Below are 20,588 nucleotides of genomic sequence, written 5' to 3'. Positions count from 1 at the left end.
ACTGTCAGTTGCCCGCCCCGATTCCCCTTTTTCGCCTCCGAACATTCCACGCCGCCCGCCGACCAATGGCATCATATGGGCCTACGTCAGTCACCGATACGCCCCCATATCATGTCGAATCTCATCGTCCACGGCGGCACTCCGCTGCGCGGGGACATCAAGCCGTCCGCAAACAAGAACGCCGTCCTGCCGATTCTGTGCGCCACCCTGTTGACCGATCAGCCGCTGCGCCTCATCGGCGTGCCGGATATCACCGACGTGCGCAAGATCCTCGACATCTTCCGCACGCTCGGCAGCGACGTGTCGGTCGATTTCACGACGGGCCTGCTCGAACTCCACCATCGGAACACGAAATTCGATCCGTCCGTCCATCGGCTGCCCGAAGCGATGCGCTCGTCGATCATGCTGATCCCGCCGCTGCTCGCGCGCTTCGGCGTCGCGCGCCTCGAGAACGACGTGAAGGGCTGCACGCTCGGCGTGCGCGAGATCGATCCGCACGTCGAGGTGTTCGAGCGCTTCGGCGCGCACATCGAGCGCACGCCCGATTCGCTGATCGTGCGCACCGACGGCCCGCTGACGGCCAACGACCACTGGCTTGACTATGCATCGGTCACGACCACCGAAAACTTCGCGCTATGCGCGACCGCCGCGAACGGCACGTCGACGCTGATGAACGCCGCGTCCGAGCCGCACGTGCAGGAGTTCTGCCAGTTCCTGGCGATGATCGGCGTCGCGATCGAGGGCATCGGCACGTCGCGGCTCTGCGTGACGGGCGGCCGCAAGCTCGGCGGCGGCGAGTTCCGCTTCGCCGAGGATTTCCACGAGATCGCGACGTTCCTCGCGCTCGGCGCGATCACGGGCGGCGACATCACGGTGCGCAACTCGTCACCCGAGCATTTCCCGCTGATCGACCGCACGTTCGCGAAGTTCGGCGTCAACGTCACGCACCGCGACGGCTGGTCGCGCGCGGAACGCGACGGCCCGCTGCGCGTGCGCCGGCCGTTCACGCAAAACATCCTCACCAAGGTCGAAGCCGCGCCTTGGCCGTACCTGCCGGTCGACCTGCTGCCGATCTTCATCGCGCTCGGCGTGCGCGCGGAAGGCAGCGCGATGTTCTGGAACAAGGTGTACGACGGCGCGCTCGGCTGGTCCGGCGAACTGTCGAAGTTCGGCGCGCACGTGCTGCTGTCCGATCCGCATCGTCTGATCACGTTCGGCGGGCTGCAACTGACGCCGGCGCGCGTCGAGAGCCCGTACATCATTCGCGTCGCGATCGCGCTGCTGATGGTGGCCGCGAGCATCGAAGGCCGCTCGGAAATCATGAACGCGCTGCCGATCCGCCGCGCGCACCCGCACTTCGTCGAGAACCTGCGCTCGGTCGGCGCGAACGTCGAGTGGACGAGCAGCGAGTAAGACCCTGACGGTGCGGCGCACGCCCATCCGGGCGCCGTACCGTCTCCGCACCCGGTCGGCGGCCGCGCCGGCCGCCTCCTCGCGCGTTACTCGCCTCCCCCGCAATCGGCGTCACCTGCACCCATGTGGTCGAACCCGTAGAGCATCACGGCCGTCGTGCCGCGCGCGGGGTTGCTCGGGCGCTTCGCCAGGCTTTCGTCGAGCGGGGCCGACGGATACTGGACACGCGTATCCATCAGGTTGCCCGGCTCCGACCGCAACTCCGCTTCGGTCAGCTTGCGCCCTTCCGCGCGCGGCAGCCCGAACGCCTTGCGCACGTCCGCTTCGTTCCACGTCCCCTTCAGCGTGACGGTGACCATTTGCAGGTCGCCGTGCTCCCAGTCCAGCTCGACCTTGGTCGCGAGCGGATGCACGCTGGCCGCGAGCCGGTCGGGGAACGCCGGGCCTTCGTAGTAGGCCTTCGTGTTCTTGCACGCGTCACCGGCGTTCCTGTACTGCTTCAACGCGCAATTGAAGCGCTTGTCACGGTAGCCGAAGGCTGTTTCGACATAGCAGCCGAATTGCGGCGACGTCATGCGCGGCCACGCACGCACATCGACGGTCGGCTTCGGGAGGGGCGTGCCGGACGAAGGATTCGCCGCGGCAAGCAGCGGCACGGCCGCGACGAGCACGGCCAACACGGATTCGCGAATTTTCATGGTTCTGTCCCAGTCGAGGCGGCGATTCTAGCCGGCTTCCCCGGCGAAATCGTCCCTGCAATGCTGCGGGACAGCGGCAAGGCTTTCGGCATGTCTTCCACATGGGTCGCGCACGTCACGCCGATCCGGTCGTTCGGCGTATCGCCGGTTATCGGCGACGGTCACGTTCCGGGCTTGGGGCACGCATCCAGCGTCGAAACAGACAGGCCCCCGCGATGCATCTCGGCAGATCCGATCTGCGCGATAATCGTCCATTCACGCGCGATTACCGCGCACGCAGACGGCACCTTCCTTCCGACGATGAAAAAGCCCGAACTCGACCGACGCGACTGGATTGCCGGCCTCGAAAAAGGCCTGGCGATCCTCGAGGCGTTCGACAGCCAGCATGCGCGCATGACGCCCACCCAGGCCGCCGCGCGCACCGGTCTTACGCGCACGGCCGCGCGGCGCTACCTGCTGACGCTCGAATCGCTCGGCTACGTGTACACCGACGGCAAGCTGTACGGCCTCACGCCGCGCGTGCTGCGGGTCGGCTGGTCGTACTTCGATTCCGCGCGCCTGCCGCGCACGGTCCAGCCCTATCTGCAGCAATTGAGTGCGTCGTTGAACGAGTCGGCCTACGTGAGCGTGCTCGACGGCTGGGAACTCGTGTTCATCGCGCGCAACGGCGTGTCGCGCGTGATGACGACCGGCTTCGTGCTCGGTGCGCGCGTGCCAGCGCCGCTCACGTCGCCGGGCGTCGTGCTGCTCGCCCATTATCCCGATCGCGAAGCCGTGCGCGCGTGGCTGGACGACACCGAACTGCCGCCGTTCACACCGCACACCCTCACCAACAAGGCGCGCCTGCTCGAACAGGTCGACCGCGCACGCGACGCCGGTTTCGCGGCGATCGAACAGCAACTTCAGGTCGGCGTGCGCGGGATCGCGGTGCCGCTGAAGAACCGTCATGGGGAAGTGGTTGCCGCGTTGAGCACGAACATGCCGATCGGCGCGGAGACGACCGACGCGGCCGTGCGGCGCGTGCTGCCGCATCTGCAGGAAGCCGCGCTCGCGATGCTGAACGTACTCTAGGGACGTCCGCCGATTGCTCCGTCCCCGGCGGTTCGTTTCGGCAAATCGCCGACGACCTCGATCCCGTCATCGATCGGATAAGAGGACCCCGCCACTCGCGGCGCGCCACGGCAAGCCGATGCGATGATGGACTCCGTCGACGCCTTTACGAGGCAATCCTTTACGCGTGATTTCGAGCCGCATCAGGTCTGATGCCACGCGAGCGCTCCGAATTTTTTAATCCACGAGGCGGCTCGGGCGGAAACGCCCGTGATCGATCACGCGGAAGATGCGCGGCAACGGCCGCCGGCAGGTTCGCTTACACGACGCTCAGGCAGCCCTCGCCTTACCCGATCCGCCACCACCGCGGCAGCAGGTCGCGCACTTCACGCCGCCGGTAACGATCGTCGATCAGATGCACGACGCCCTCGTCGTGCTCGGTGCGGATCACGCGCCCGGCCGCCTGCACGACCTTCTGCAAACCCGGGTACAGGTACATGTAGTCGTAGCCGTTACCGAAGCGTGCGTCCATTGCATGCCGCATCTGTTCATTGATGTCGTTGACCTGCGGGAGCCCGAGCGTCGCGATGAACGCGCCGATCAGCCGCTCGCCGACCAGGTCCACGCCTTCCGAGAACGCACCGCCCAGCACCGCGAAGCCGACGCCGCGCCCACCCAAGTCGAAGCGCGCAAGAAACGCATCGCGCTCGCTTTCGGCCATGCCCGGCGCCTGTGCCCAGACCGGCACGTCCGGATGCCGTGTCTGCATCAGCGCGACCACGCGCCCCAGGTAGTCGAAGCTGCTCAGGAAACCGAGGTAGTTGCCGGGCCGCGTCGCGTATTGCTCGGCGATCAGGTCGACGATCGGTTCGAGCGAACGGTCGCGGTCGCGCCAGCGCGTCGACACGTGGCTCGCGACCCGCACCGTCAGCTGCTCGGCGCGGAACGGCCCGTCGACGTCGAGCCAGCCCGTGTCGCCGGGCAACCCGAGTGTGTCGCGGTAGAAGTGAAACGGGCTCAGCGTCCCGGAGAACAGCACGGTCGCACATGCGGCTTCGTAGCGCGGCGCGAGAAAACCCGCCGGAATCACGTTGCGCACGCACAGCGTCGACTGGACGCGGCGCCGGCGGCTCGCCGACGCAACGCCATCGAGCGCCGGCTGGCGCGGCATCGGTACGCCGAGCAGCGTCGCGTCGAAGATCGACGCACTGTCGAACGCTTCGGCAAGCACGCTGAACTGCATCGCCTCGAAATGAAACCGCAGCAGCGCGTCGCCGTTCGCGCGCGGCGCGTCGGCCAGGTGCTCGCCGAGCGCCGCGACGAGATTCTGCACGGCCGACACGATCGGGCCCGGTATTTCCAGATACGCGGCATAGCGCCCGGCCTGTGCGCGACTGAGCGTGCCCCAGGCGCGGGCGAGCCGGTCGAACGCCTTGCGCAGCGCCGCGGGCGCAGCCTCGCGGGCCGCCGCGAATGCGAACGGGTCGAGCGATGCGCTGTACATCTTGCGCGCACGATCGAGCAGGTTGTGCGCTTCGTCGACGAGCACGCCGACACGCCACTGGTTCTGCTGCGCGAGCGTGTACAGCATCGCGCTGCCGTCGTAGTAATAGTTGTAGTCGCCGATCACCATGTCGGACCAGCGCGCGAGTTCCTGCGACAGGTAGTACGGGCAGACGTCGTGCGCGAGCGCGGCCGCGCGCACCGTGTCGCGGTCGAGCAGCCCGGCCTCGATTGCCGCATCGCGCGCGGCCGGCAGCCGGTCGTAGAAGCCTTTCGCGAGCGGACACGATTCGCCGTGGCATGCGCTGTCCGGATGCTCGCATGCCTTGTCGCGCGCGACGAGTTCAAGCACGCGCAGCGGCAACGCCGGCGAGCCGGCGCCGAGCGTCGTCGCGGCCTCGAGCGCGAGCGCGCGGCCGGGCGTTTTCGCGGTCAGGAAGTACACATGGTCGAGCTCGCCCTCACCGCAGGCCTTCAGCAACGGAAACACGGTGCCCAGCGTCTTGCCGATGCCGGTCGGCGCCTGCGCCATCAGGCAACGCTCGTCGCGTGCCGCGCGATAGACGGCCACCGCCAGCTCGCGCTGGCCGCTGCGGAACTGCCCGTGCGGAAACGCAAGCGCACGCAGTGCCGCATCACGTGCCGCGCGGTGCGCCGTCTCGCGCTCGGCCCAGCCGACGAAGCACGCGCACTGCTCGGCGAAGAACGTCGCGAGCTCGGCCGCCCCCAGCGTTTGCGTCAGCACCGTCTCGCGCTCGGACACGATGTCGAAATAGACGAGCGCGACGTCGATTTCCTGCAAGCCGCGCGCGTCGCACATCAGGTGCGCGTAGACCTTCGCCTGCGCCCAGTGCAGCACGCGGTGGTTGGCCGGCATCGCATCGAGGCTGCCGCGATAGGTCTTGATCTCCTCGAGACGGTTTGCGACCGGATCGTAGCCGTCCGCGCGGCCGCGCACGGTGAGCGTGCCCCACGTGCCCGCAAGCGCGATCTCGGTTTCGTAGCGGGCGCCGCGGTTGGACGTGACCGCACCGTGGCCGGCAATGCCTTCCAGCGCGGTCGGCGCGGGCGTGAAGCGCAGGTCGAGATCGCCGCGTCGCGCGGTGAACTCGCACATCGCACGCACCGCGACGACGTAGCTCATGCGGACAGGCTCGCCGTTTCGGCGTGCGCGACGTCGTCACCCGCCCACTCGACGTCGATCACGCGCACCGGGATGCCGTGCGCGACGCAGTACGCGAGCCAGCGCGTCTGGTTGTCCTGAAGGCGGTCACCGGGGCCTTTCACCTCGATCAGTTCGTAGCGGTGCTCGCCGGGCCAGAAGCGGACGAGATCGGGCAGCCCCGACCGGTTGCTGCGGATATCCGCGAGCAGGCGCGTGAACCACAGCCGCAAGTGCTCGGGCGGCAGGCACGCGAGCGCCTCGTCGAGCAATGCGTCGCTCAGCACGCCCCAGAACACGAACGGCGATTGCAGCCCCGCCTTCGTCGTGAAATGACGGCGGATCGTGTCGCGATAGGCGCCCGAATCGAGCTGCGCGAAGCACGCGGCAAACGCGTCCGCGCGGCGCGCGACGAAATCGGGCGCGTGCAGGTCGGCCGGGCCGCGCTGGAACGGGTGAAAGAACGCACCGGGCACCGCGGTGAACACGGGCTCCCAGCACAGCAGCCCGAACAGCGAATTGATCAGCGTGTTTTCGACGTAATGGACGGGCGAAGCGGCTTGCGCGAGATGATCGCGCACCGCAAATTCGACGCTGACGGACGCATCGGGGCGCGCAAGCACGAGCGTTTCGCGCGGCACGTCCGTCGCCGCGGCCGCCCGCTCGACGCGCTGCCCGAGCCGGCGCTGCAGACGCGGCAGCATGCGCTCGACGCGCTGGCGCTCCTCGTCGCTCTCGAAGCCGCCGCGCGCATCAAGCGCCAGCGCGAGCGCATCGTCGTCACGCCCGCAGCGTTCGAGCACGCGGATGCGCCGATGGCGGCTGCCGGGCCATGCGCTGCGCGCATACGCGTCGAGCGCGGCGGCCCAGTCGGCCCGGCGTTCGCAGGCCTGCCCGAGCGCGAACAGCAGCTTCGCGCGACGCGTCGCGAGCCACGGCTGCCCGCAGTCGACCGCGTCGATGGCGCGCATCAGGTCGTCGAACGGCAGATCGCCGGGCCATGCGTCGAGCGCATCGCGGCACACCTGCAGCGCGAGATACGCATCGACGTCGCCGCGCTGCTGGAACGCACGCGACGACGGCGCGATCGGCACGCTTTCGTACTGGAACACGCCGAGATCGGCGAGCACGAACTCGCTCCAGTCCTGGTGGAGATTGCCGAAGAACATCAGGCGCAGCCGGTCGCACAGCGCGCCGACCGTCACGCGCAGCACACGGTCGCCGTCCTGCGCGCCCCACGCGTCGAGCGGTTGCGCGACGCCGTGCGCGGGCCGCAGCCGTTCGAGCCATTCGGGCTTGCGTTCGCCCGCATGCGCGGCGAGGGCCGGGAAGATGCGCAGCAGATCGGCCTTGGTCGACAGCGCGAACAGTTCGTCGAGCGTCAGCGCGGGCGCCGGATCGACCCAGCCGAGTTCGACGAGCGGCGCGGCCGCGTCGAGTGCGCAGCCGATTTCGTCGTACACGAGCTTGCTGGCGCGGAAGTCGCACCCGTTGCGCATCAGCATCCGCACGAGCAGCGCGCGCGACGCCTGCGGCAGCGTCGCGAACCGGCGGACGAACGCGTGCTCGTGCGCGTCGAACAGGTCGTCGTAACGCTCGCCGAGCCAGGCCAGCGCGCGTTCGAAATTGGTCAGGTAGTAAAACGCCGGGGGCGTCGGCGATGCAGGCGTCACGGGATTGATCACTGTACATTCGTACAGGTCGGAATCATATCAAATGTGACGGCGGGTGCCGCACGCCCGATCGGCCCTCTACTGCCCGGCCCCGCTCAGAACTGGTAATTCACCGACATGTCGAACACGCCGTTGGTCGACTGCTGCGTGATCGGGCTGCGCGCGGCGCGGCCGACGAGTTGCTCGATCGCGCCGTCGATCGTGACGAACCAGTGCTTGTTCACAAACCAGGCCATCGTCACGCCCGCGCCGTACGACTTGAACCCGGCCCCCGACGAATAGGCCGGCAACCCGGAACGCGCGGCCGCGCCCGGGTTCACGCCGAACCAGCTGTTCATGTAGCGCGAATCCGCGAACGACACGGTCGGCCCCGCGAACCAGAAGAAATGCTCGTTGCTGCCCGGCAGCGGCATGTACGCGGAGAAATCGCCGACCCAGCCATTCGAGCCACCGATGCTGCGCCGGATATCCGCGCGCAGCACGAGCGGAAATTCCTTCGAGATCACGTAATCGGCCGCCAGTTTCATCACCGGCGCCGCGTTGATGTTGTCGAGGCCGTTCAGGTGCTGGATATCGTCGGCCGAGCGGCGCCCGAGGTCGTAACCGACGGACAGGCTCACGCGCCAGTTCGGCCCGCGCAGCACGTTCGCGCCGAGCCCCTCGCCCGTCGACAGGAAGAACAGGTCGCGATAGCGGATGTCGACGTTCGGGCCGCCCATCACGCGATAGCGGTCGGAGCCCGCATAGCGCGGCTGCAGCGTCATCGCGGCGCCCACGCTGATATCCCAGGTGGAGATGTTCGGGTCGTAGAGTTTTTGGAGCGGCACACCCGCCGAGTATTGCCATTCGCCGAGCGGCGAAGGCGTCTGGGCCGACGCATCGCGGGCGCCAGCCGCGGCGAGCACCGCGCAGGCCGACACACCTGAAACGAACCGGCGTGCGCCGGGTGACAGCAAAGGGCGAGCAACAGTCATCACGGCGGTCCCCGGCGGATGCGCGAAACGAACCTGGAGGAAAGCGCATTGCGCCTCTTCGGCTGCAGCGTCGGGCAGCCTGCGGCGCGAACGTAGCGTGCGCTGAATTAACGGACATCCTACGCGACGCGCGCGCGGACGCAAAGCGCCCGCTGCGGGCGGGCACTTTGCCATCCGCAGGGATCGTCCGGTGAAGCGTGGTCGAATCAGAATCGCTCGACGTGATAGTCACCGGCCAGCGCGGCCGGGCTGCGCGTCGACATCATTCGCGAGAAGCCGTCGGCGAGCCGTCCGAGCGCGAGCTGCTTCTGGCTCGCGTCCCAATGCGTATAGGTGTCGTACGCGGCATCGTCGAACGAAACGGTGACGGCAACCGGTCGGCCGCTGGCGCGAAAGCCGATCTGCAGCACGCCGCCCGGCAGTTCCTCGATGTGATAGCGCAACGAGCGCGATTCGAAATAGCGGCCCAGCACCTGGGCGATCGCGCGCTTGTCTGGCGATTGCACGTGAATGTCCATGAGGGTCCTCCCTGTTTCAGTGTTCGCGCGGACGCGTGTGATCCACCACTTTCTCCCGGCATCCGCATCGGTGACGGGTGCGATGGCGGGTCACCCTGCGGCAGCCCGTCGGGCACGGGCGGATCGACGGGATCGTCGTGCCCGGGCGTCGGCTCCGGGTCGACGTCGGGCGTCGTCGGTTCGGGGCGGTGCAGCGTGAATGGCGTATTCATGTCTCTCCTGCGCGACGGCGCGCGCATCTCGATGGCGCTGCAACCCTGAGCAAGCGGTGTGCCTATTGCCGAGGCGGGTGCCCCGGTTGGCCGCCCAGGTCGGACGCTGCCGCGTGCTCAGAGTCCTCATAGGCCGTCATCACGAGCCACAACGTGCGCCCCTCGGCGGTCAGCCGTACCGCGAGCGCGAATCGGTCGGACGGCGTGCATGCCGCGACGAGCGCCTGCTGCGCGTGCTCGGGGCCGTCGTACACGGCGTCGTTCAGATCGCGTACCTCGTCCTTGCCGTCGAACGTGCGCCGCTCGGGCCTCAGGCCGCGTGCCTCGGGCCGATGGACCGGCGACTCGCGCTTCCACGCGTTGAAACACTCGCGCACGTGGCAGAAATCGCCGCCGCAACCGTTCGCGTCGTAACGTATCCTTTCACTGGATACCTTCATCACGATGTCCTCTCGTCCACGCCGACGGCGCGCGTGGCTGCGCCGCGCCCCGTGCGGTTTCGCCGACGCGCAGGCGTCGTGCCGTCGGTCCCGCGCAGGCATCGCGCTTGCGCCCCCTGCGATGAACAAGGAGGTTCGACCATGACCGCTCACGCCCCCGGCCGCCACGACGCCGTGTCACCGGCTGCCGGACTGCTCTCGCTCGCCGCGTCGCGCCCGCCGTCCAAAGACAAGACGGAGGAACGCATCGACGAGGGACTCGAGGAGACGTTTCCGGCCAGCGACCCGCCCGCCGTTGGCGGCGCGACCCGTATCGATCCTGCCAAGCCGTCCGGCGAGCGCGAACGCCGCGCGCCGCACGTTCCTTCCCCGCCCCCCGATCACGGCTGACGGCGGCAACCGGCTCGCACTGCGCGGCGGCGCAGCGGCGCGCCGGAGCAATCCGGAGTTGATCCGATGAAACGCCTTGAACGCAAATGGCATGAAATCAGCGGCGCCGCCGGCGTCGCAGCGCTGGCGGCGATCGAAAGCGCGGTAGTGCTCGCGATCGTCGCGATGACGGGCATCGGGCACTGACGTCCTGCCCCACCCGTTCGCGGCTGCCGCCGTGGAAGATGTACAAGCGGGCTGGCAAATTTCTCCGTCGCCTGGCCGTCGAGGCCCGGCGTGCGCGGCCCGCGCGCGGCACGCCATCTGCTCCTGAATCGGCTTCTTCACGAAGGAGGCGGTCATGTTTCGCGTCAACGAGATCATGTCGCGCGACGTGGTGTGTGTCGCGCCGACCGACACGATTCGCCACGCGGCCGAATTGATGCGGCGCTTCGATATCGGCGTGCTGCCCGTTTGCGACGGCCCCGAACTCGTCGCGATCGTGACTGACCGCGACCTCGCGGTGCGCGGACTGTCGCACGGCCATTCGTCCGATACGCCCGTGCAGGCGGTCGCGTCCAGGCCCGTGCAGTGGTGCGTCGAGGACGACGGTGTCGGCGACGTCCAGCAGCGGATGGCCGACGTGCAGTTGCATCGGTTGCCGGTGCTCGACCGCAACCGGCGGCTGGTCGGCATCGTGTCGCTCGGCGACATCGCGACCCGCGCGGGCGGCCCCGAGCGGGACGAGCTGGCCAATACGCTCGAGGACGTGTCGCTGCCACGCCGGCGCTGACCGGCGCCCGTTCATGCCGCGAGGCCCGCCCGGGCGCCGCTATGACCAGGAGGTGTTCGATGACAACGGACAGACCGTCGCGCGACGACACGCGTATCGTCGGCGGCAAGCGCCGCACGGCCGGCGGCGGGCCGGGGCCCGACGTGATGGCCGCCCGCACGCTCGAAGGCGATCGCGTCCTGACGATGGACGGCGACGACATCGGCCAGGTCGCCGACATCATGCTCGACGTGCGCTCCGGCCGGATCGCGTATGCGGTCGTGTCGTCGGGCGGCCTGCCCGGGATCGGCGACAAGCTGCTCGCGGTGCCGTGGAACGTCCTCGTGCTTGACGTCGAGCGCCAATGCTTCGTGCTGCCCGTCGCCACCGACCGCGTGCGCGAAGCCCCCGGCTTCGACAGGAACCGCTGGCCCGCAATGGCCGATCCGGAGTGGGCCAAGGCGCTGCATGCGTACTACGGCAGTTCGCCGTACTGGCTGATCGAGGAAGGCGAAACGGCGCTCGACTCGCCGCCGTACGAGGCGTCGCCGGGCGGCCCCGAAGCCCCTGCAAGCCCTGAAGGCGGCGAGCGCTAGCGTGATCGCGGCTCAGTGCGCGGCCGCGACCGTCCGCGCGAGTTGCCGGGTGGCGGCCAGGTGCGCGTTCAGCATCGGCAATGCGTTGGCCGCGAACGCGCGAAGCTGCGGATCGCGGCCGTTCCGCACCTCGGCTTCGTAGAGCCGGATCGCCGCTTCCTGCGCGCGCGGGCCCGCCAGCGCGACATAGGCCGTGTCAAACGCGTGGCCCTCCTTGGTTCGCATCGCGGCCACGGCCGGGTCAACGAGCATTCGCGACTGGACCGGTACGCCCTTGGCCGCGCCAAGCTGCCGCAACTCGCCGGCGATCCGTCCGTGATCGTTGACCATCCTGCGCGCGAACGCCTTCACGTCCGGGTTCGACGAGCGGTCTAGCGCGAGCTCGCTGGCCTGCCGCTCTACCTTGCCGATCATGCCTGCCTTGTCGACGAATTCAACATCGATACCGGTCGGCCGCTGTGTCATGCCGGCCTCGTCGGCCGTCGTGCCGGGGCGGATGACACCCGGCGCGACTTGCGCCGACGAAGCGGGCGATGCCTGCCCCTGCGCGAACGCGACGTTCAATGCGCCGACGGTCGCGGCCAGCACGATCGCCGCCGGCCGGCCGGTTCGATTCGTTTTCATCCGCACCTCCGTATGGCGCGACGGAGCAGGCCGGCCGCGCAGGTTGCCGTTGCGTCCATCTCGCTGCCTTTCCTCGTCGATGAGCGGGCGAGCGGCCACCCCGGCGTCTACCGGCCGCGCTCCTTCCGATCGTGCGCAGTGTCGGGCGCGACATCGGCGATTACGCTCGCGAGCGTCGGCATGTCCACCGGCTTGCGCAGATACGCGTCGAAACCGGCCGCCATCACGCGGTGCCGGTCGGCGTGGCCGGCGTGCGCCGTGATCGCAACGACGGGCAGGCGCCCGCTGCCACCCGGCAAATGCCGGATGCGGTCGAGCAGCCAGAAGCCGTCACCGTCCGGCATCGCGAGATCCGACAGCACGACGTTCGGCGCCTGCCGTTCCACCACGTCGAGCGCGTCATGCCCCGATTGCGCGGTCGACACTTGCGCGCCCATCGTTTCGAGTGCCGCGGCGAGGCTTGCGCGCGATGTCGCATCATCGTCGACGACGAGCACACGCTGGCCGTCGAGCGTCGTCGTATCCGGCGTGCCCGCCGCGTGCGGCAGATTCTCGGCGGGTTCGTCGACGTCCCAGCCGGCCGGCAGCGTGACCGTGACGGTCGTCCCGCGTCCGGCGCCGGCGCTCGTCGCGACGACTTCGCCGCCAAGCAGCCGGGTGATGTTGCGCACGATCGACAGGCCGAGCCCGAGGCCGCGCTTCGGCGACGCAAAGGCGCGTTCGGGCCGGCTGAACGTCTCGAACAGATGCGGCAGGCATTCCGGCGCAATACCCTGCCCGGTATCGGCGACCGACAACCGCACGCGCTCGCCCGCCCGGGCCAGCGACACGACGATGCGGCCGCCCGGCGGCGTGAACTTGATCGCATTCGACAACAGGTTCGACAGGACCTGGCGCACGCGCTCGCGGTCCGCCGGAATCACGCAGGCGGGCATCTCGTAACGGGTCGACAGCTCGAGCCCGCTCGCCCGTGCGGTCGCATCGAGCTCCCGCGTAGCATCGCGCACGACCCGCACGAGATCGACCGGTACACGCTCGAGGCGCAACCGGCCCGTCGCGAGCGACGATGCGTCGAGCAGGTCGGCAACCATGTGCGACAGCGACCGTGCGCTGCGATCGATCGCGTCGACCGCCTGTTGCGCGAGCCCCTGTCCGTCGACGTTGCGCAGTACCTCGACCCAGCCGTAGATCACGTTCAGCGGCGTGCGCAGTTCGTGCGACACCGTGGCCAGCAGTTCGTCCTTCAGCCGGTTCGACGTGTCAGCCTGCACGCGTGCGTCGTGCGCGCCGCGTAGCGAGCGCATGGTGCGCCGCTCGTCGCGGCGTCGTTCGTGCGCGTCGCGCAGCGTCATCGACAGACCCGTGCAGTTGCCCCGCGCATCGACGATCGGCGACGCGGCGAAGGTCGCGCGAAAACGGCCGCCGTCGCGACGCACGCACAGCACGTCGAACGGACCGACCGGCGCATGCAGATCCGCGAACGACGCGGGCAACGGGTGGCGTCGCAACCAGCGTGGCGCGATCATCGCGGCGATGTCGCGGCCGGCGGCCTGCGTTGCGTCGAGGCCGAAGATCCTTCGCGCCGCCGGATTCCAGCTCGTGACCCGGCGTGCGGCATCGACCCCGACAATCGCGTCAGGCGAAGCATCGACCACGCGGCGCAGCAGGCCGTCGTCCGGTACGGGCATGCGCGAGCCGGGCGTCGGCTCGTGCGCATCGGCGTTGCCGGCGTTACCGGGTTTGTGCAGACGATCGTTCACGAGCAGCGGCTTCACCGCGATCACGAGCACGCACTCGACGACGCTGATCGCGGCGAATGCGCCGGCCTGCGCGAGCAGCGTGGCCAGCGACGCGTCACGCCACCCGAGCGCACCGATCGCGACCATGCTGAACGCGGCGGCAACCAGGCCGCCGCCGAACGACGTCAGCCACGCGGCAGCCGCAACGCCTGCGTAAAAAGGCAGCGGCGCAAATGGCGCGTGCTCGCCGCCGGCGCGAACCGCCCACGCCTGCAGCGCGGACGCCAGCCCGACGGCCAGCACGATCCATGCACCCTGCCGTAACAGCTCACGGGTCAGGGTTCTCATTGCATCCTTGCCTCGCGCCGGCTCAGGTCGCACGGCGTCACGCCGCGGGTCGACCATCCGGCCTGCCGTGGAGCGTGCCGGGCGAGCATGGTTGGGTCAGCAAGCGGCATACCCGGTTCGGGCTACGGATGGCCGGATAGTGCGCGATGCCGGGTGGCCCGGCTGCGTGGAAGCCGTGCGGGCCGCGCTGCGGCGGCCGGTGTCGCGGGCTGCATCAGTGCACCATGGCCGGGCCTCATTTTTTTACCGGAATGATGAAAAAAGGCACCGATACGACCCTGGATGGCGCAGAAATACCGCGATTCGTGTCGGGAATCGCGATGGCCTGATTCTTCCGTCCCCGCGGCGCACATTGGAAATTTCTATTTTGCGGCACCTTCACGGCCGTTTCGCTGTCGATGAAAATATTGCAATCAACGGAACGCGTGATGCCGATTTTCAAAACGGCCCGCGAAACGCCAATGGGAGACATCGCAAATCGTATGAAGCAGCGGGCCGACGGCCGTCGGTTGTCCGGCCGGTCCTCTGCGATGCGCACGCTGCTCGGTCGCATCGAGAAAATTGCACCGACCCGCGCCACCGTGATGATTGCCGGTGAAAGCGGGGTCGGGAAGGATATCGTCGCGCGCCGGCTGCACGATCTCAGCGCCCGGCGGGACGGCCCTTTCGTCCCCGTGAACTGCGGCGCGATTCCGCCCGATATCGCGGAATCGCAATTGTTCGGGCACGAGAAAGGCAGCTTCACCGGCGCGATCGCGCAACGGGAAGGCTTCTTCGAAGCCGCGCGCGGCGGCACGCTGCTGCTCGACGAGATCGCGGAAATGCCCGCGCCGCTGCAGGTGAAGCTGCTGCGGGCGATCGAATCGAATGTGATCGTGCGGGTGGGCGGCACCGAGCCGATTCCGCTCGACGTGCGGATCGTGTCGGCCACGCGCCACAACCCGGCCGAAGCCGTGCGCGACGGCCGGTTGCGCGAGGATCTGTTCTACCGCCTCGCCGCGTTTGCGCTGTACGTCCCGCCGCTGCGCCAGCGCGACAGCGACATCGAGACGATCGCCCTGGAGTTCGTCGAAGCCCTCAACGCACGGCACCATGCGCACAAGCGGCTGACCGGGGCGGCGATCGCGGCGCTGCGCGCGTACTCGTGGCCCGGCAACGTCCGCGAGCTGCACAACACGATCGAGCGTGCGTACATCCTGGCGGACGAAGGCATCGACGTCACGCTGCCGAAGCCGGTGATGCCGCCCGAACGCCTGTCGGAGAACACGATGGCGCTGCCGCTCGGCGCGACGTTGCACCATGCGCAGCAGCGCTTCATCGCCGCGACGCTGCACCACTTCGACGGCAACAAGCCGCGCGCCGCGAAAGCGCTCGGGATCAGCCTGAAAACGCTCTACAACCGGCTCGCGCTGATGCGCGACAACGGCCGCTCCTGAGCGGCGCGGCCGTCTTTTCGACAAGCCGCGTCAAGCGACCTTGAACCGCCCGACCGTGGTCGCCAGCGCGTTCGCCTGCGATTGCAGCGCGGTCGCGGCGGCGGTCGACTGTTCGACGAGCGCCGCGTTCTGCTGCACCATTTCGTCGAGTTGCGTGACCGCGCGATTCACTTCCTGGATGCCGCGCGTCTGCTCGTTCGCCGCGTGCGTGATCTCGGAGATGATCGTCGTCACGTTCGACACGTTGGACACGATCTCGCGCATCGTGTCGCCGGCCTGACGCACCTGGCCGGACCCGGCCGACACGCTCGCGACCGTCGATTCGACCAGCACCTTCACTTCGCGCGCGGCCTGCGCGCTGCGTTGCGCGAGGCTGCGCACTTCCTGCGCGACGACCGCGAAGCCGCGCCCCTGCTCGCCCGCCCGCGCCGCTTCGACGGCCGCGTTCAGCGCAAGGATGTTGGTCTGGAACGCGATCCCGTCGATCACGCCGATGATGTCGCCGATCCGGCCCGATGCTTCCTCGATCTTCTCCATCGTCGCGACGACGTCCGACACGACCACGCCGCCGTGCGACGCGATCCGCGACGCGGCCGCCGCGCGTTCGTCGGCCTGGCCGGCGGCCGCCGCCGACTGGCCGACGGTCGCGGTGATCTCTTCCATCGATGCGGCCGTTTCCTCGAGGCTTGCCGCCGCCGATTCGGTGCGCGACGACAGGTCCTGGTTGCCCGCCGCGATCTCGTTCGCGGCCGTGCGCACCGATTCGCTCGCATCGCGGATCTCGCGCATCACGTCGTTCAGCTTGTCGACGAAGCTGTTGAACGAGCGGGCGATGTCGGCCACTTCGTCACGGCCCTCGGCCGGCAGGCGCTGCGTCAGGTCGCCCGCACCCGAGCCGATCGCGGCCATCGCCTGGCGCACTTGCGACAGACGGCGGAACGCGGTCGCGGTGATCGCGCCGATGATCAGCGAAGCCACACCGACGATCACGAGCAGCGTGACCAGCGAAGCGGTCAGCAGCGAGCGCATCCCGGCCGTCGCTTCGTTCTTGTCGAGCAGCACCAGCGCGTACCAGTCGGTGCCCGGCACGGGGCGCGCGCGTACCAGCTTCGCGTCGCCGCCGACCGTCACCTCGACGGGGGCGGTCGCGGCCGCGATCGTCGCGCCGTTCATCGCGCCGAGTTCGGGCGACACGTCGGCCACCGGCTTCAGCGTGAGCTTCGCGTCCGGGTGTGCAACCACGTGGCCGTTGCTGTCGATCAACATCCCGAAGCTCGCGGGCGTCGGGTGGATCGACTTCACGTTCGCGATCACGGTGTCCATCGAGACGTCCGCTGCGACGACGCCCTTCAGCGCGCCGTCGCGCAGGATCGGCACCGCGAACGTGACGACGAGGTTGCCCGTACCGGCGTCGACGTACGGCGGCGTGACGACCGGCTTGCCGGCTTGCGCGGCCTGCTTGTACCACGGGCGGCCGGTCGGATCGTAGTCGGGCGGAATGCCGGTCGGGTCGGAGAAGTGGAACGCCTTGTCGGCGTAGCCCGCGTAGACGTTCGTGAAACCGCCGGCCGTGGCCATCTGCTTGAATACCGGCAGCGGATCGGGCGTCAGCGCGGCATCCTGCAGCGACGCGATCATCCGGCTCCGGGTGGCGACCCAGTCGGCGATCCCGACCACATGGCCGCTGGCGACGGAGGTCAGGTTGCGGTCGATCGCGTCGTCGTTGTACGAGCGCGCGATGAAGTAGTTGATGAGCGTGGTCGCGACGAGTGCGAATACGACGATGGCGACGCACGCGGCGAGGATGCGGGCCCGGATGGAGGAGAACATGGCAACGACTCGGTAAGGGAGCGCGAACGCCCGGTGGACGAATTCACCGGGTAAACGGCAATCGCGCCACTTACTTGAGGCCGCCGTGACAATTCAGTGAAATATATGACAAAAGACAGCGCCGGCTGTCAGGAGATTGTCGGGATGAATGAGCCGGCCGGCGCATCGCGCGCGCACCGCCACCTGGCGCGACGACAGCGCAACGACGGGACAGGAAGGTTGAACAGGCCGGTTCGCTGTCGACGGATGCAGGAATGTCGACCGGGATCCGGCCCTGGCCTTGCGACGGATCGTGTCACGTCCGCGGCGTCAGCCGCGGCGCTCGTCCGTCACAGCCGATGGCTCGGACGCGGATCGGCTCCCGCGGGCGGCGCATCGGCCCGCGTGTCGTTGTCGAGATCGTCCTGCTGGCGCATCCGGTCGCGCAGATGCCGGATCGCGAACACGTGAATGTAGTCGTGCACCCGTGCGCCGGACGACAATACGCGCACTTCGTCGTCGAGCATCGCACGCAATTCATCCGAACCGATCGCGCGCTGTTTGGCGGCTTCCTTGAGTGAATCGAGCAAATTGTCCTTGGACATCGACGGACTCCTGACGGTCGAGGAACGAAAAGAAGAAGGTACCGGAAGCTTATAGACTGAACGGCAGCGCGGCGTGCGATGCGCCGGCACGTGTTTGCGCGCGATCAACGACACGTTGCGTGCCGTCGCGCCGGTCCGTGCCCGAACCGGCCGCGCACTATCCGCGGCGCAAACTGCCCGCGAACGAGACTGGAAGCCCTGCCACGCCACCCCGGGGCGCGGCACCGGTCGACTGGCCAACGATGGAACGCCGCTCGACGCCGATGCATTGGCGAACTTAGACCGGCCGAAATCATGCGTCAAGCGACGTCTGCCGCGCGTGGCCCATTCGTCGGAATGAACGCGACGGATCGCCGCCGGGACGGCCGATCGGCCGCCCCGCGTGTCAGCGGATTCCGATAGGCGCCGCGCATTACCTGACAGCGACTTCAGCGCGCGCTGCTTGGCAGCGCACGGGCGCCACACGATACTGGTGGCATGGACAAAACGTTCATACGGGTCATCGCTCAGCCGGCCGTCGAGCCGGTACGCGGGGCCTGGCGCAGGAGACCAGTCATGGGACATCGCAACTTACCGGGCCGGGACGGCCAGCGGCGCGCGTCGGGCAACGCGCGCGCCCTGCCCGCCAAGGCCGTGCCGGCCGGCAATCGTCCGTCCGACAATATCGACACCTTGCTTGCGCTCGCTCGCGAAGCCGGGTTGCTCGTCACGCTCGACGGGCAGATCGGCCGCGAAAAGTACCAGAGCGTCGCGGGCTCGGTTCTCGCGTTGCAACGGTTCGCCGCGGCACTCTGCGCGCGGGCCGCACCCGACGCGCCGGCCATTGCGGAGCCACGCCGCAAGGCGCGCCCCGGCTGGCCGCATGCGAACCGCCTGCGCAACCGCACGTGCAGCGCGTGCGCGCCGCTGCATGTCGCGCACCAGCGCTCGCGGGTGCGCCGCGGCGCAGGCCGACGACACGACCTGCGCTGGATGCTTCGCGCGACCTGAGCGTTCGGCAGCCGTTGCATGGCACGGGGTCGTGCAACGGCAAGTGCACCACGCAACGCCGGAAGCGCCTGCCACATGCCGTGACTGCACGGCAGCGGCGCGGATGTCGTAACCATCGACGATTCGCATTGGCGCCGCCGCGCGCCATCACGCAACATGACGCGCCGTTCCACACGGCCGCAACGACAACGATTCCTGCGAGGAAAGCAAACCAGACGGGGCCAACTACAACACGAACGAGGAAAGCGGGCGGGGTGGCTTGCACCCCGCCCGCCCTCCAAGGCAACCATCGGCTGCCTACCCTCGTGCCAGAGAGTGCTTGATCAGATGACGCGCCGTGCATTGCACGTTGCGGCTCTGGAAATGGATGTCACGGCTGTGAATGCACCGTCGATCGCAGCCTTTGATGCACGCTGCGACGTGGCTGCGCAATGCACGACAGACCGCCCGCGTTGCCGGATGTTCCGTCAGTCAATGTCTCACGCGCTACGCGCACCGTTTCTGATGCAGGTCAACCCAACCCCGCTTCGCTCTCGACATCGCACGATTTATTCGGCACCGCGCACGAGCAGCACGGGCACCTGTGCGAGATGCGCAACGCGGCGCGCGACGCTGCCGATCAGCCAGGCGGCGATACCGCGCCGGCCGTGCGTGCCGACCACCAGCAATTCCGCACGCCAGTGCACGGCGTCGCGCATCAGCGCATGGGCCACGTCGTCGCTGGTCGGGCGGGTCTCGACGACGCCGCGCTTGGTCGGGTTCCCGGTCGCATGGAACAGCGGGCCGACCTTCGCGAGCGCGTCCTCGCCCTCCGCGCGATAGGCATCCTCCAGCGCGCGCACCGGCACGATATCCGTCAGACGAACCGCACGATCGATCACATAGGCCGCGTACAGCAACGTCGTCGGCGTCGCGAAGCCGAGCCCGACGCGCACCGCGTGCAGCGACGGCTCGCTGCCGTCGACCGCGAACATCAGCCGCTGCAGGCCGCCGTCCGACGGCCGCGCATACGCGGCCGGCACGATCAGCAGCGCGCAGCGCGCGCGCGACGTCAGCGTGTCCGACATCGCGCCTTCGACGAGCCGCAGCAGCCCGTGATGCGGATTCGCGCCGACCACCAGCACGTCCGCGCCCCATGCCGACGTGTCGCTCACCAGTGCATCGGCCACCGAGCCGCCCGTCACCGACGTATCGACGATGACCTGCTCGACCTCGATGCCGCTATCGGCGAACAACGCCGCGATCCGTTCGTTGATGGCTTGCGCCTCGCGCATCAGGTCCTCGCGCGCGGACGTCAGCAGTGCGTCGATGCGCGGGATGTCGGGCAGCACGAGGCGCGGGTTGTCGATCGCGCAGACGATGCGCAATCGCATCCCGGGACGCAGCAGCGTGCGCGCATAACGCGCGGCGGACAGCGATTCGGGCGTCGGATCGACGGCCAGCGCGATTCGCGCAAGCGTCGGGATGGGCTGGGCAGGCTGCATGGCGAAGACCTCCGTGCGTGCGCGTCGTCGCGGAACGACGACGGGAGCTTCGCGCGGAAGCGGCGCACGGCGGCCGCACAGCCGCCGCGATCGCGGCGGTCACGGGGATCGGCGGGTTGCCACGCGAAGCGCGGACAATCGATTCGTTCAGCATAGGCCGTCCGGCCCGCACG

Annotated in this window: 17 protein-coding genes and 2 pseudogenes; 7 read left to right on the top strand and 12 right to left on the bottom strand. The window is 68.7% G+C overall.

Translation table 11 applies throughout. The annotated features are described in order from the left end of the window. The first annotated feature begins 111 nt into the window (after positions 1 to 111). Positions 112 to 1,413 (top strand): UDP-N-acetylglucosamine 1-carboxyvinyltransferase, encoded by a 1,302-nt coding sequence (locus HWX39_RS13085; RefSeq protein ID WP_175968486.1) that lies wholly within the window; start codon positions 112 to 114, stop codon positions 1,411 to 1,413. Positions 1,414 to 1,499: 86 nt separating this feature from the next. Here the strand turns inward: HWX39_RS13085 and HWX39_RS13080 are convergent, their stop codons facing one another. Then, positions 1,500 to 2,111: a hypothetical protein gene (locus HWX39_RS13080; RefSeq protein ID WP_175968485.1), complete on the bottom strand. Its 612-nt coding sequence runs from the start codon at positions 2,109 to 2,111 to the stop codon at positions 1,500 to 1,502. Between the two features lie 300 nt (positions 2,112 to 2,411). Here HWX39_RS13080 and HWX39_RS13075 point away from each other — a divergent pair, with 300 nt between their 5' ends. Then, a complete protein-coding gene (locus HWX39_RS13075) occupies positions 2,412 to 3,182 on the top strand; it encodes an IclR family transcriptional regulator C-terminal domain-containing protein (protein ID WP_175968484.1) in 771 nt (256 codons plus the stop codon). 325 nt (positions 3,183 to 3,507) lie between these two features. On the opposite strand, the gene HWX39_RS13070 is transcribed toward HWX39_RS13075, so the two are convergent. The 5 genes and pseudogenes from HWX39_RS13070 to HWX39_RS13050 form a co-directional block, all read right to left on the bottom strand. Next, positions 3,508 to 5,808: an ATP-dependent DNA helicase gene (locus HWX39_RS13070; RefSeq protein ID WP_175968483.1), complete on the bottom strand. Its 2,301-nt coding sequence runs from the start codon at positions 5,806 to 5,808 to the stop codon at positions 3,508 to 3,510. Beyond that, entirely contained in the window at positions 5,805 to 7,499 is a 1,695-nt protein-coding gene (locus HWX39_RS13065) for a VRR-NUC domain-containing protein (protein ID WP_175968528.1), read from the bottom strand. The genes HWX39_RS13070 and HWX39_RS13065 overlap by 4 nt, the downstream gene beginning before the upstream one ends. A gap of 95 nt (positions 7,500 to 7,594) precedes the next feature. After that, positions 7,595 to 8,473 (bottom strand): MipA/OmpV family protein, encoded by an 879-nt coding sequence (locus HWX39_RS13060; RefSeq protein WP_175968482.1) that lies wholly within the window; start codon positions 8,471 to 8,473, stop codon positions 7,595 to 7,597. A 206-nt stretch (positions 8,474 to 8,679) separates the two neighbouring features. Continuing rightward, positions 8,680 to 8,991: a hypothetical protein gene (locus HWX39_RS13055; protein ID WP_041492268.1), complete on the bottom strand. Its 312-nt coding sequence runs from the start codon at positions 8,989 to 8,991 to the stop codon at positions 8,680 to 8,682. Between the two features lie 334 nt (positions 8,992 to 9,325). After that, positions 9,326 to 9,643, bottom strand: a pseudogene (locus HWX39_RS13050) (hypothetical protein); the annotation flags it as partial. A 141-nt stretch (positions 9,644 to 9,784) separates the two neighbouring features. Between HWX39_RS13050 and HWX39_RS13045 the strand changes: the two are divergent. The 3 genes from HWX39_RS13045 to HWX39_RS13035 all read left to right on the top strand — a co-directional run bounded on the left by HWX39_RS13045 (position 9,785) and on the right by HWX39_RS13035 (position 11,380). Next, positions 9,785 to 10,033 (top strand): hypothetical protein, encoded by a 249-nt coding sequence (locus HWX39_RS13045; RefSeq protein WP_175968480.1) that lies wholly within the window; start codon positions 9,785 to 9,787, stop codon positions 10,031 to 10,033. Positions 10,034 to 10,373: 340 nt separating this feature from the next. Next, a complete protein-coding gene (locus HWX39_RS13040; protein ID WP_175968479.1) occupies positions 10,374 to 10,805 on the top strand; it encodes a CBS domain-containing protein in 432 nt (143 codons plus the stop codon). A 59-nt stretch (positions 10,806 to 10,864) separates the two neighbouring features. After that, a complete protein-coding gene (locus HWX39_RS13035) occupies positions 10,865 to 11,380 on the top strand; it encodes a PRC-barrel domain-containing protein (RefSeq protein WP_175968478.1) in 516 nt (171 codons plus the stop codon). Positions 11,381 to 11,392: 12 nt separating this feature from the next. Here HWX39_RS13035 and HWX39_RS13030 read toward each other — a convergent pair whose 3' ends face one another. The 3 genes from HWX39_RS13030 to HWX39_RS13020 form a co-directional block, all read right to left on the bottom strand. Then, positions 11,393 to 12,004: a DUF4142 domain-containing protein gene (locus HWX39_RS13030; RefSeq protein WP_175968477.1), complete on the bottom strand. Its 612-nt coding sequence runs from the start codon at positions 12,002 to 12,004 to the stop codon at positions 11,393 to 11,395. A 107-nt stretch (positions 12,005 to 12,111) separates the two neighbouring features. Continuing rightward, on the bottom strand, positions 12,112 to 14,091 hold the full coding sequence (locus HWX39_RS13025) for an ATP-binding protein (protein ID WP_175968476.1): 1,980 nt from the start codon (positions 14,089 to 14,091) through the stop codon (positions 12,112 to 12,114). Positions 14,092 to 14,326: 235 nt separating this feature from the next. Beyond that, a complete protein-coding gene (locus HWX39_RS13020; protein ID WP_175967689.1) occupies positions 14,327 to 14,563 on the bottom strand; it encodes a hypothetical protein in 237 nt (78 codons plus the stop codon). On the opposite strand from HWX39_RS13020, the pseudogene HWX39_RS13015 reads away from it, so the two are divergent. Next, positions 14,490 to 15,527: pseudogene (locus tag HWX39_RS13015) on the top strand (sigma-54 dependent transcriptional regulator). The gene HWX39_RS13020 and the pseudogene HWX39_RS13015 overlap by 74 nt on opposite strands. A gap of 30 nt (positions 15,528 to 15,557) precedes the next feature. On the opposite strand, the gene HWX39_RS13010 reads toward HWX39_RS13015, so the two are convergent. Beyond that, positions 15,558 to 17,357 (bottom strand): methyl-accepting chemotaxis protein, encoded by a 1,800-nt coding sequence (locus HWX39_RS13010; RefSeq protein ID WP_175968474.1) that lies wholly within the window; start codon positions 17,355 to 17,357, stop codon positions 15,558 to 15,560. Positions 17,358 to 17,686: 329 nt separating this feature from the next. After that, on the bottom strand, positions 17,687 to 17,941 hold the full coding sequence (locus HWX39_RS13005; protein ID WP_175968527.1) for a DUF3562 domain-containing protein: 255 nt from the start codon (positions 17,939 to 17,941) through the stop codon (positions 17,687 to 17,689). A gap of 555 nt (positions 17,942 to 18,496) precedes the next feature. Between HWX39_RS13005 and HWX39_RS13000 the strand changes: the two genes are divergently transcribed. Then, the gene (locus HWX39_RS13000) at positions 18,497 to 18,931 is read left to right on the top strand and encodes a hypothetical protein (RefSeq protein WP_175968473.1); all 435 of its coding nucleotides are present in this window, start codon (positions 18,497 to 18,499) and stop codon (positions 18,929 to 18,931) included. A gap of 548 nt (positions 18,932 to 19,479) precedes the next feature. On the opposite strand, the gene HWX39_RS12995 is transcribed toward HWX39_RS13000, so the two are convergent. Beyond that, positions 19,480 to 20,415, bottom strand: coding sequence for a universal stress protein (locus HWX39_RS12995; protein ID WP_175968472.1), 936 nt, complete (start codon positions 20,413 to 20,415; stop codon positions 19,480 to 19,482). Between the last annotated feature and the right edge of the window lie 173 nt (positions 20,416 to 20,588).

The organism is Burkholderia sp. BCC0322, assembly GCF_902833045.1.
In the GTDB taxonomy this organism is placed as follows: Bacteria; Pseudomonadota; Gammaproteobacteria; order Burkholderiales; family Burkholderiaceae; genus Burkholderia.
Note: the sequence above shows the minus strand (reverse complement) of the source record. Positions and strands in the feature narration are given on the sequence as shown.

Coding starts and splice junctions, on each gene's coding strand:
- HWX39_RS13085 (WP_175968486.1), top strand. CDS start 112: ATGTCGAATCTCATCGTCCACGGCGGCACTCCGCTGCGCGGGGACATC.
- HWX39_RS13080 (WP_175968485.1), bottom strand. CDS start 2,111: ATGAAAATTCGCGAATCCGTGTTGGCCGTGCTCGTCGCGGCCGTGCCG.
- HWX39_RS13075 (WP_175968484.1), top strand. CDS start 2,412: ATGAAAAAGCCCGAACTCGACCGACGCGACTGGATTGCCGGCCTCGAA.
- HWX39_RS13070 (WP_175968483.1), bottom strand. CDS start 5,808: ATGAGCTACGTCGTCGCGGTGCGTGCGATGTGCGAGTTCACCGCGCGA.
- HWX39_RS13060 (WP_175968482.1), bottom strand. CDS start 8,473: ATGACTGTTGCTCGCCCTTTGCTGTCACCCGGCGCACGCCGGTTCGTT.
- HWX39_RS13055 (WP_041492268.1), bottom strand. CDS start 8,991: ATGGACATTCACGTGCAATCGCCAGACAAGCGCGCGATCGCCCAGGTG.
- HWX39_RS13045 (WP_175968480.1), top strand. CDS start 9,785: ATGACCGCTCACGCCCCCGGCCGCCACGACGCCGTGTCACCGGCTGCC.
- HWX39_RS13040 (WP_175968479.1), top strand. CDS start 10,374: ATGTTTCGCGTCAACGAGATCATGTCGCGCGACGTGGTGTGTGTCGCG.
- HWX39_RS13035 (WP_175968478.1), top strand. CDS start 10,865: ATGACAACGGACAGACCGTCGCGCGACGACACGCGTATCGTCGGCGGC.
- HWX39_RS13030 (WP_175968477.1), bottom strand. CDS start 12,004: ATGAAAACGAATCGAACCGGCCGGCCGGCGGCGATCGTGCTGGCCGCG.
- HWX39_RS13025 (WP_175968476.1), bottom strand. CDS start 14,091: ATGAGAACCCTGACCCGTGAGCTGTTACGGCAGGGTGCATGGATCGTG.
- HWX39_RS13020 (WP_175967689.1), bottom strand. CDS start 14,563: ATGTCTCCCATTGGCGTTTCGCGGGCCGTTTTGAAAATCGGCATCACG.
- HWX39_RS13010 (WP_175968474.1), bottom strand. CDS start 17,357: ATGTTCTCCTCCATCCGGGCCCGCATCCTCGCCGCGTGCGTCGCCATC.
- HWX39_RS13005 (WP_175968527.1), bottom strand. CDS start 17,941: ATGTCCAAGGACAATTTGCTCGATTCACTCAAGGAAGCCGCCAAACAG.
- HWX39_RS13000 (WP_175968473.1), top strand. CDS start 18,497: ATGGGACATCGCAACTTACCGGGCCGGGACGGCCAGCGGCGCGCGTCG.
- HWX39_RS12995 (WP_175968472.1), bottom strand. CDS start 20,415: ATGCAGCCTGCCCAGCCCATCCCGACGCTTGCGCGAATCGCGCTGGCC.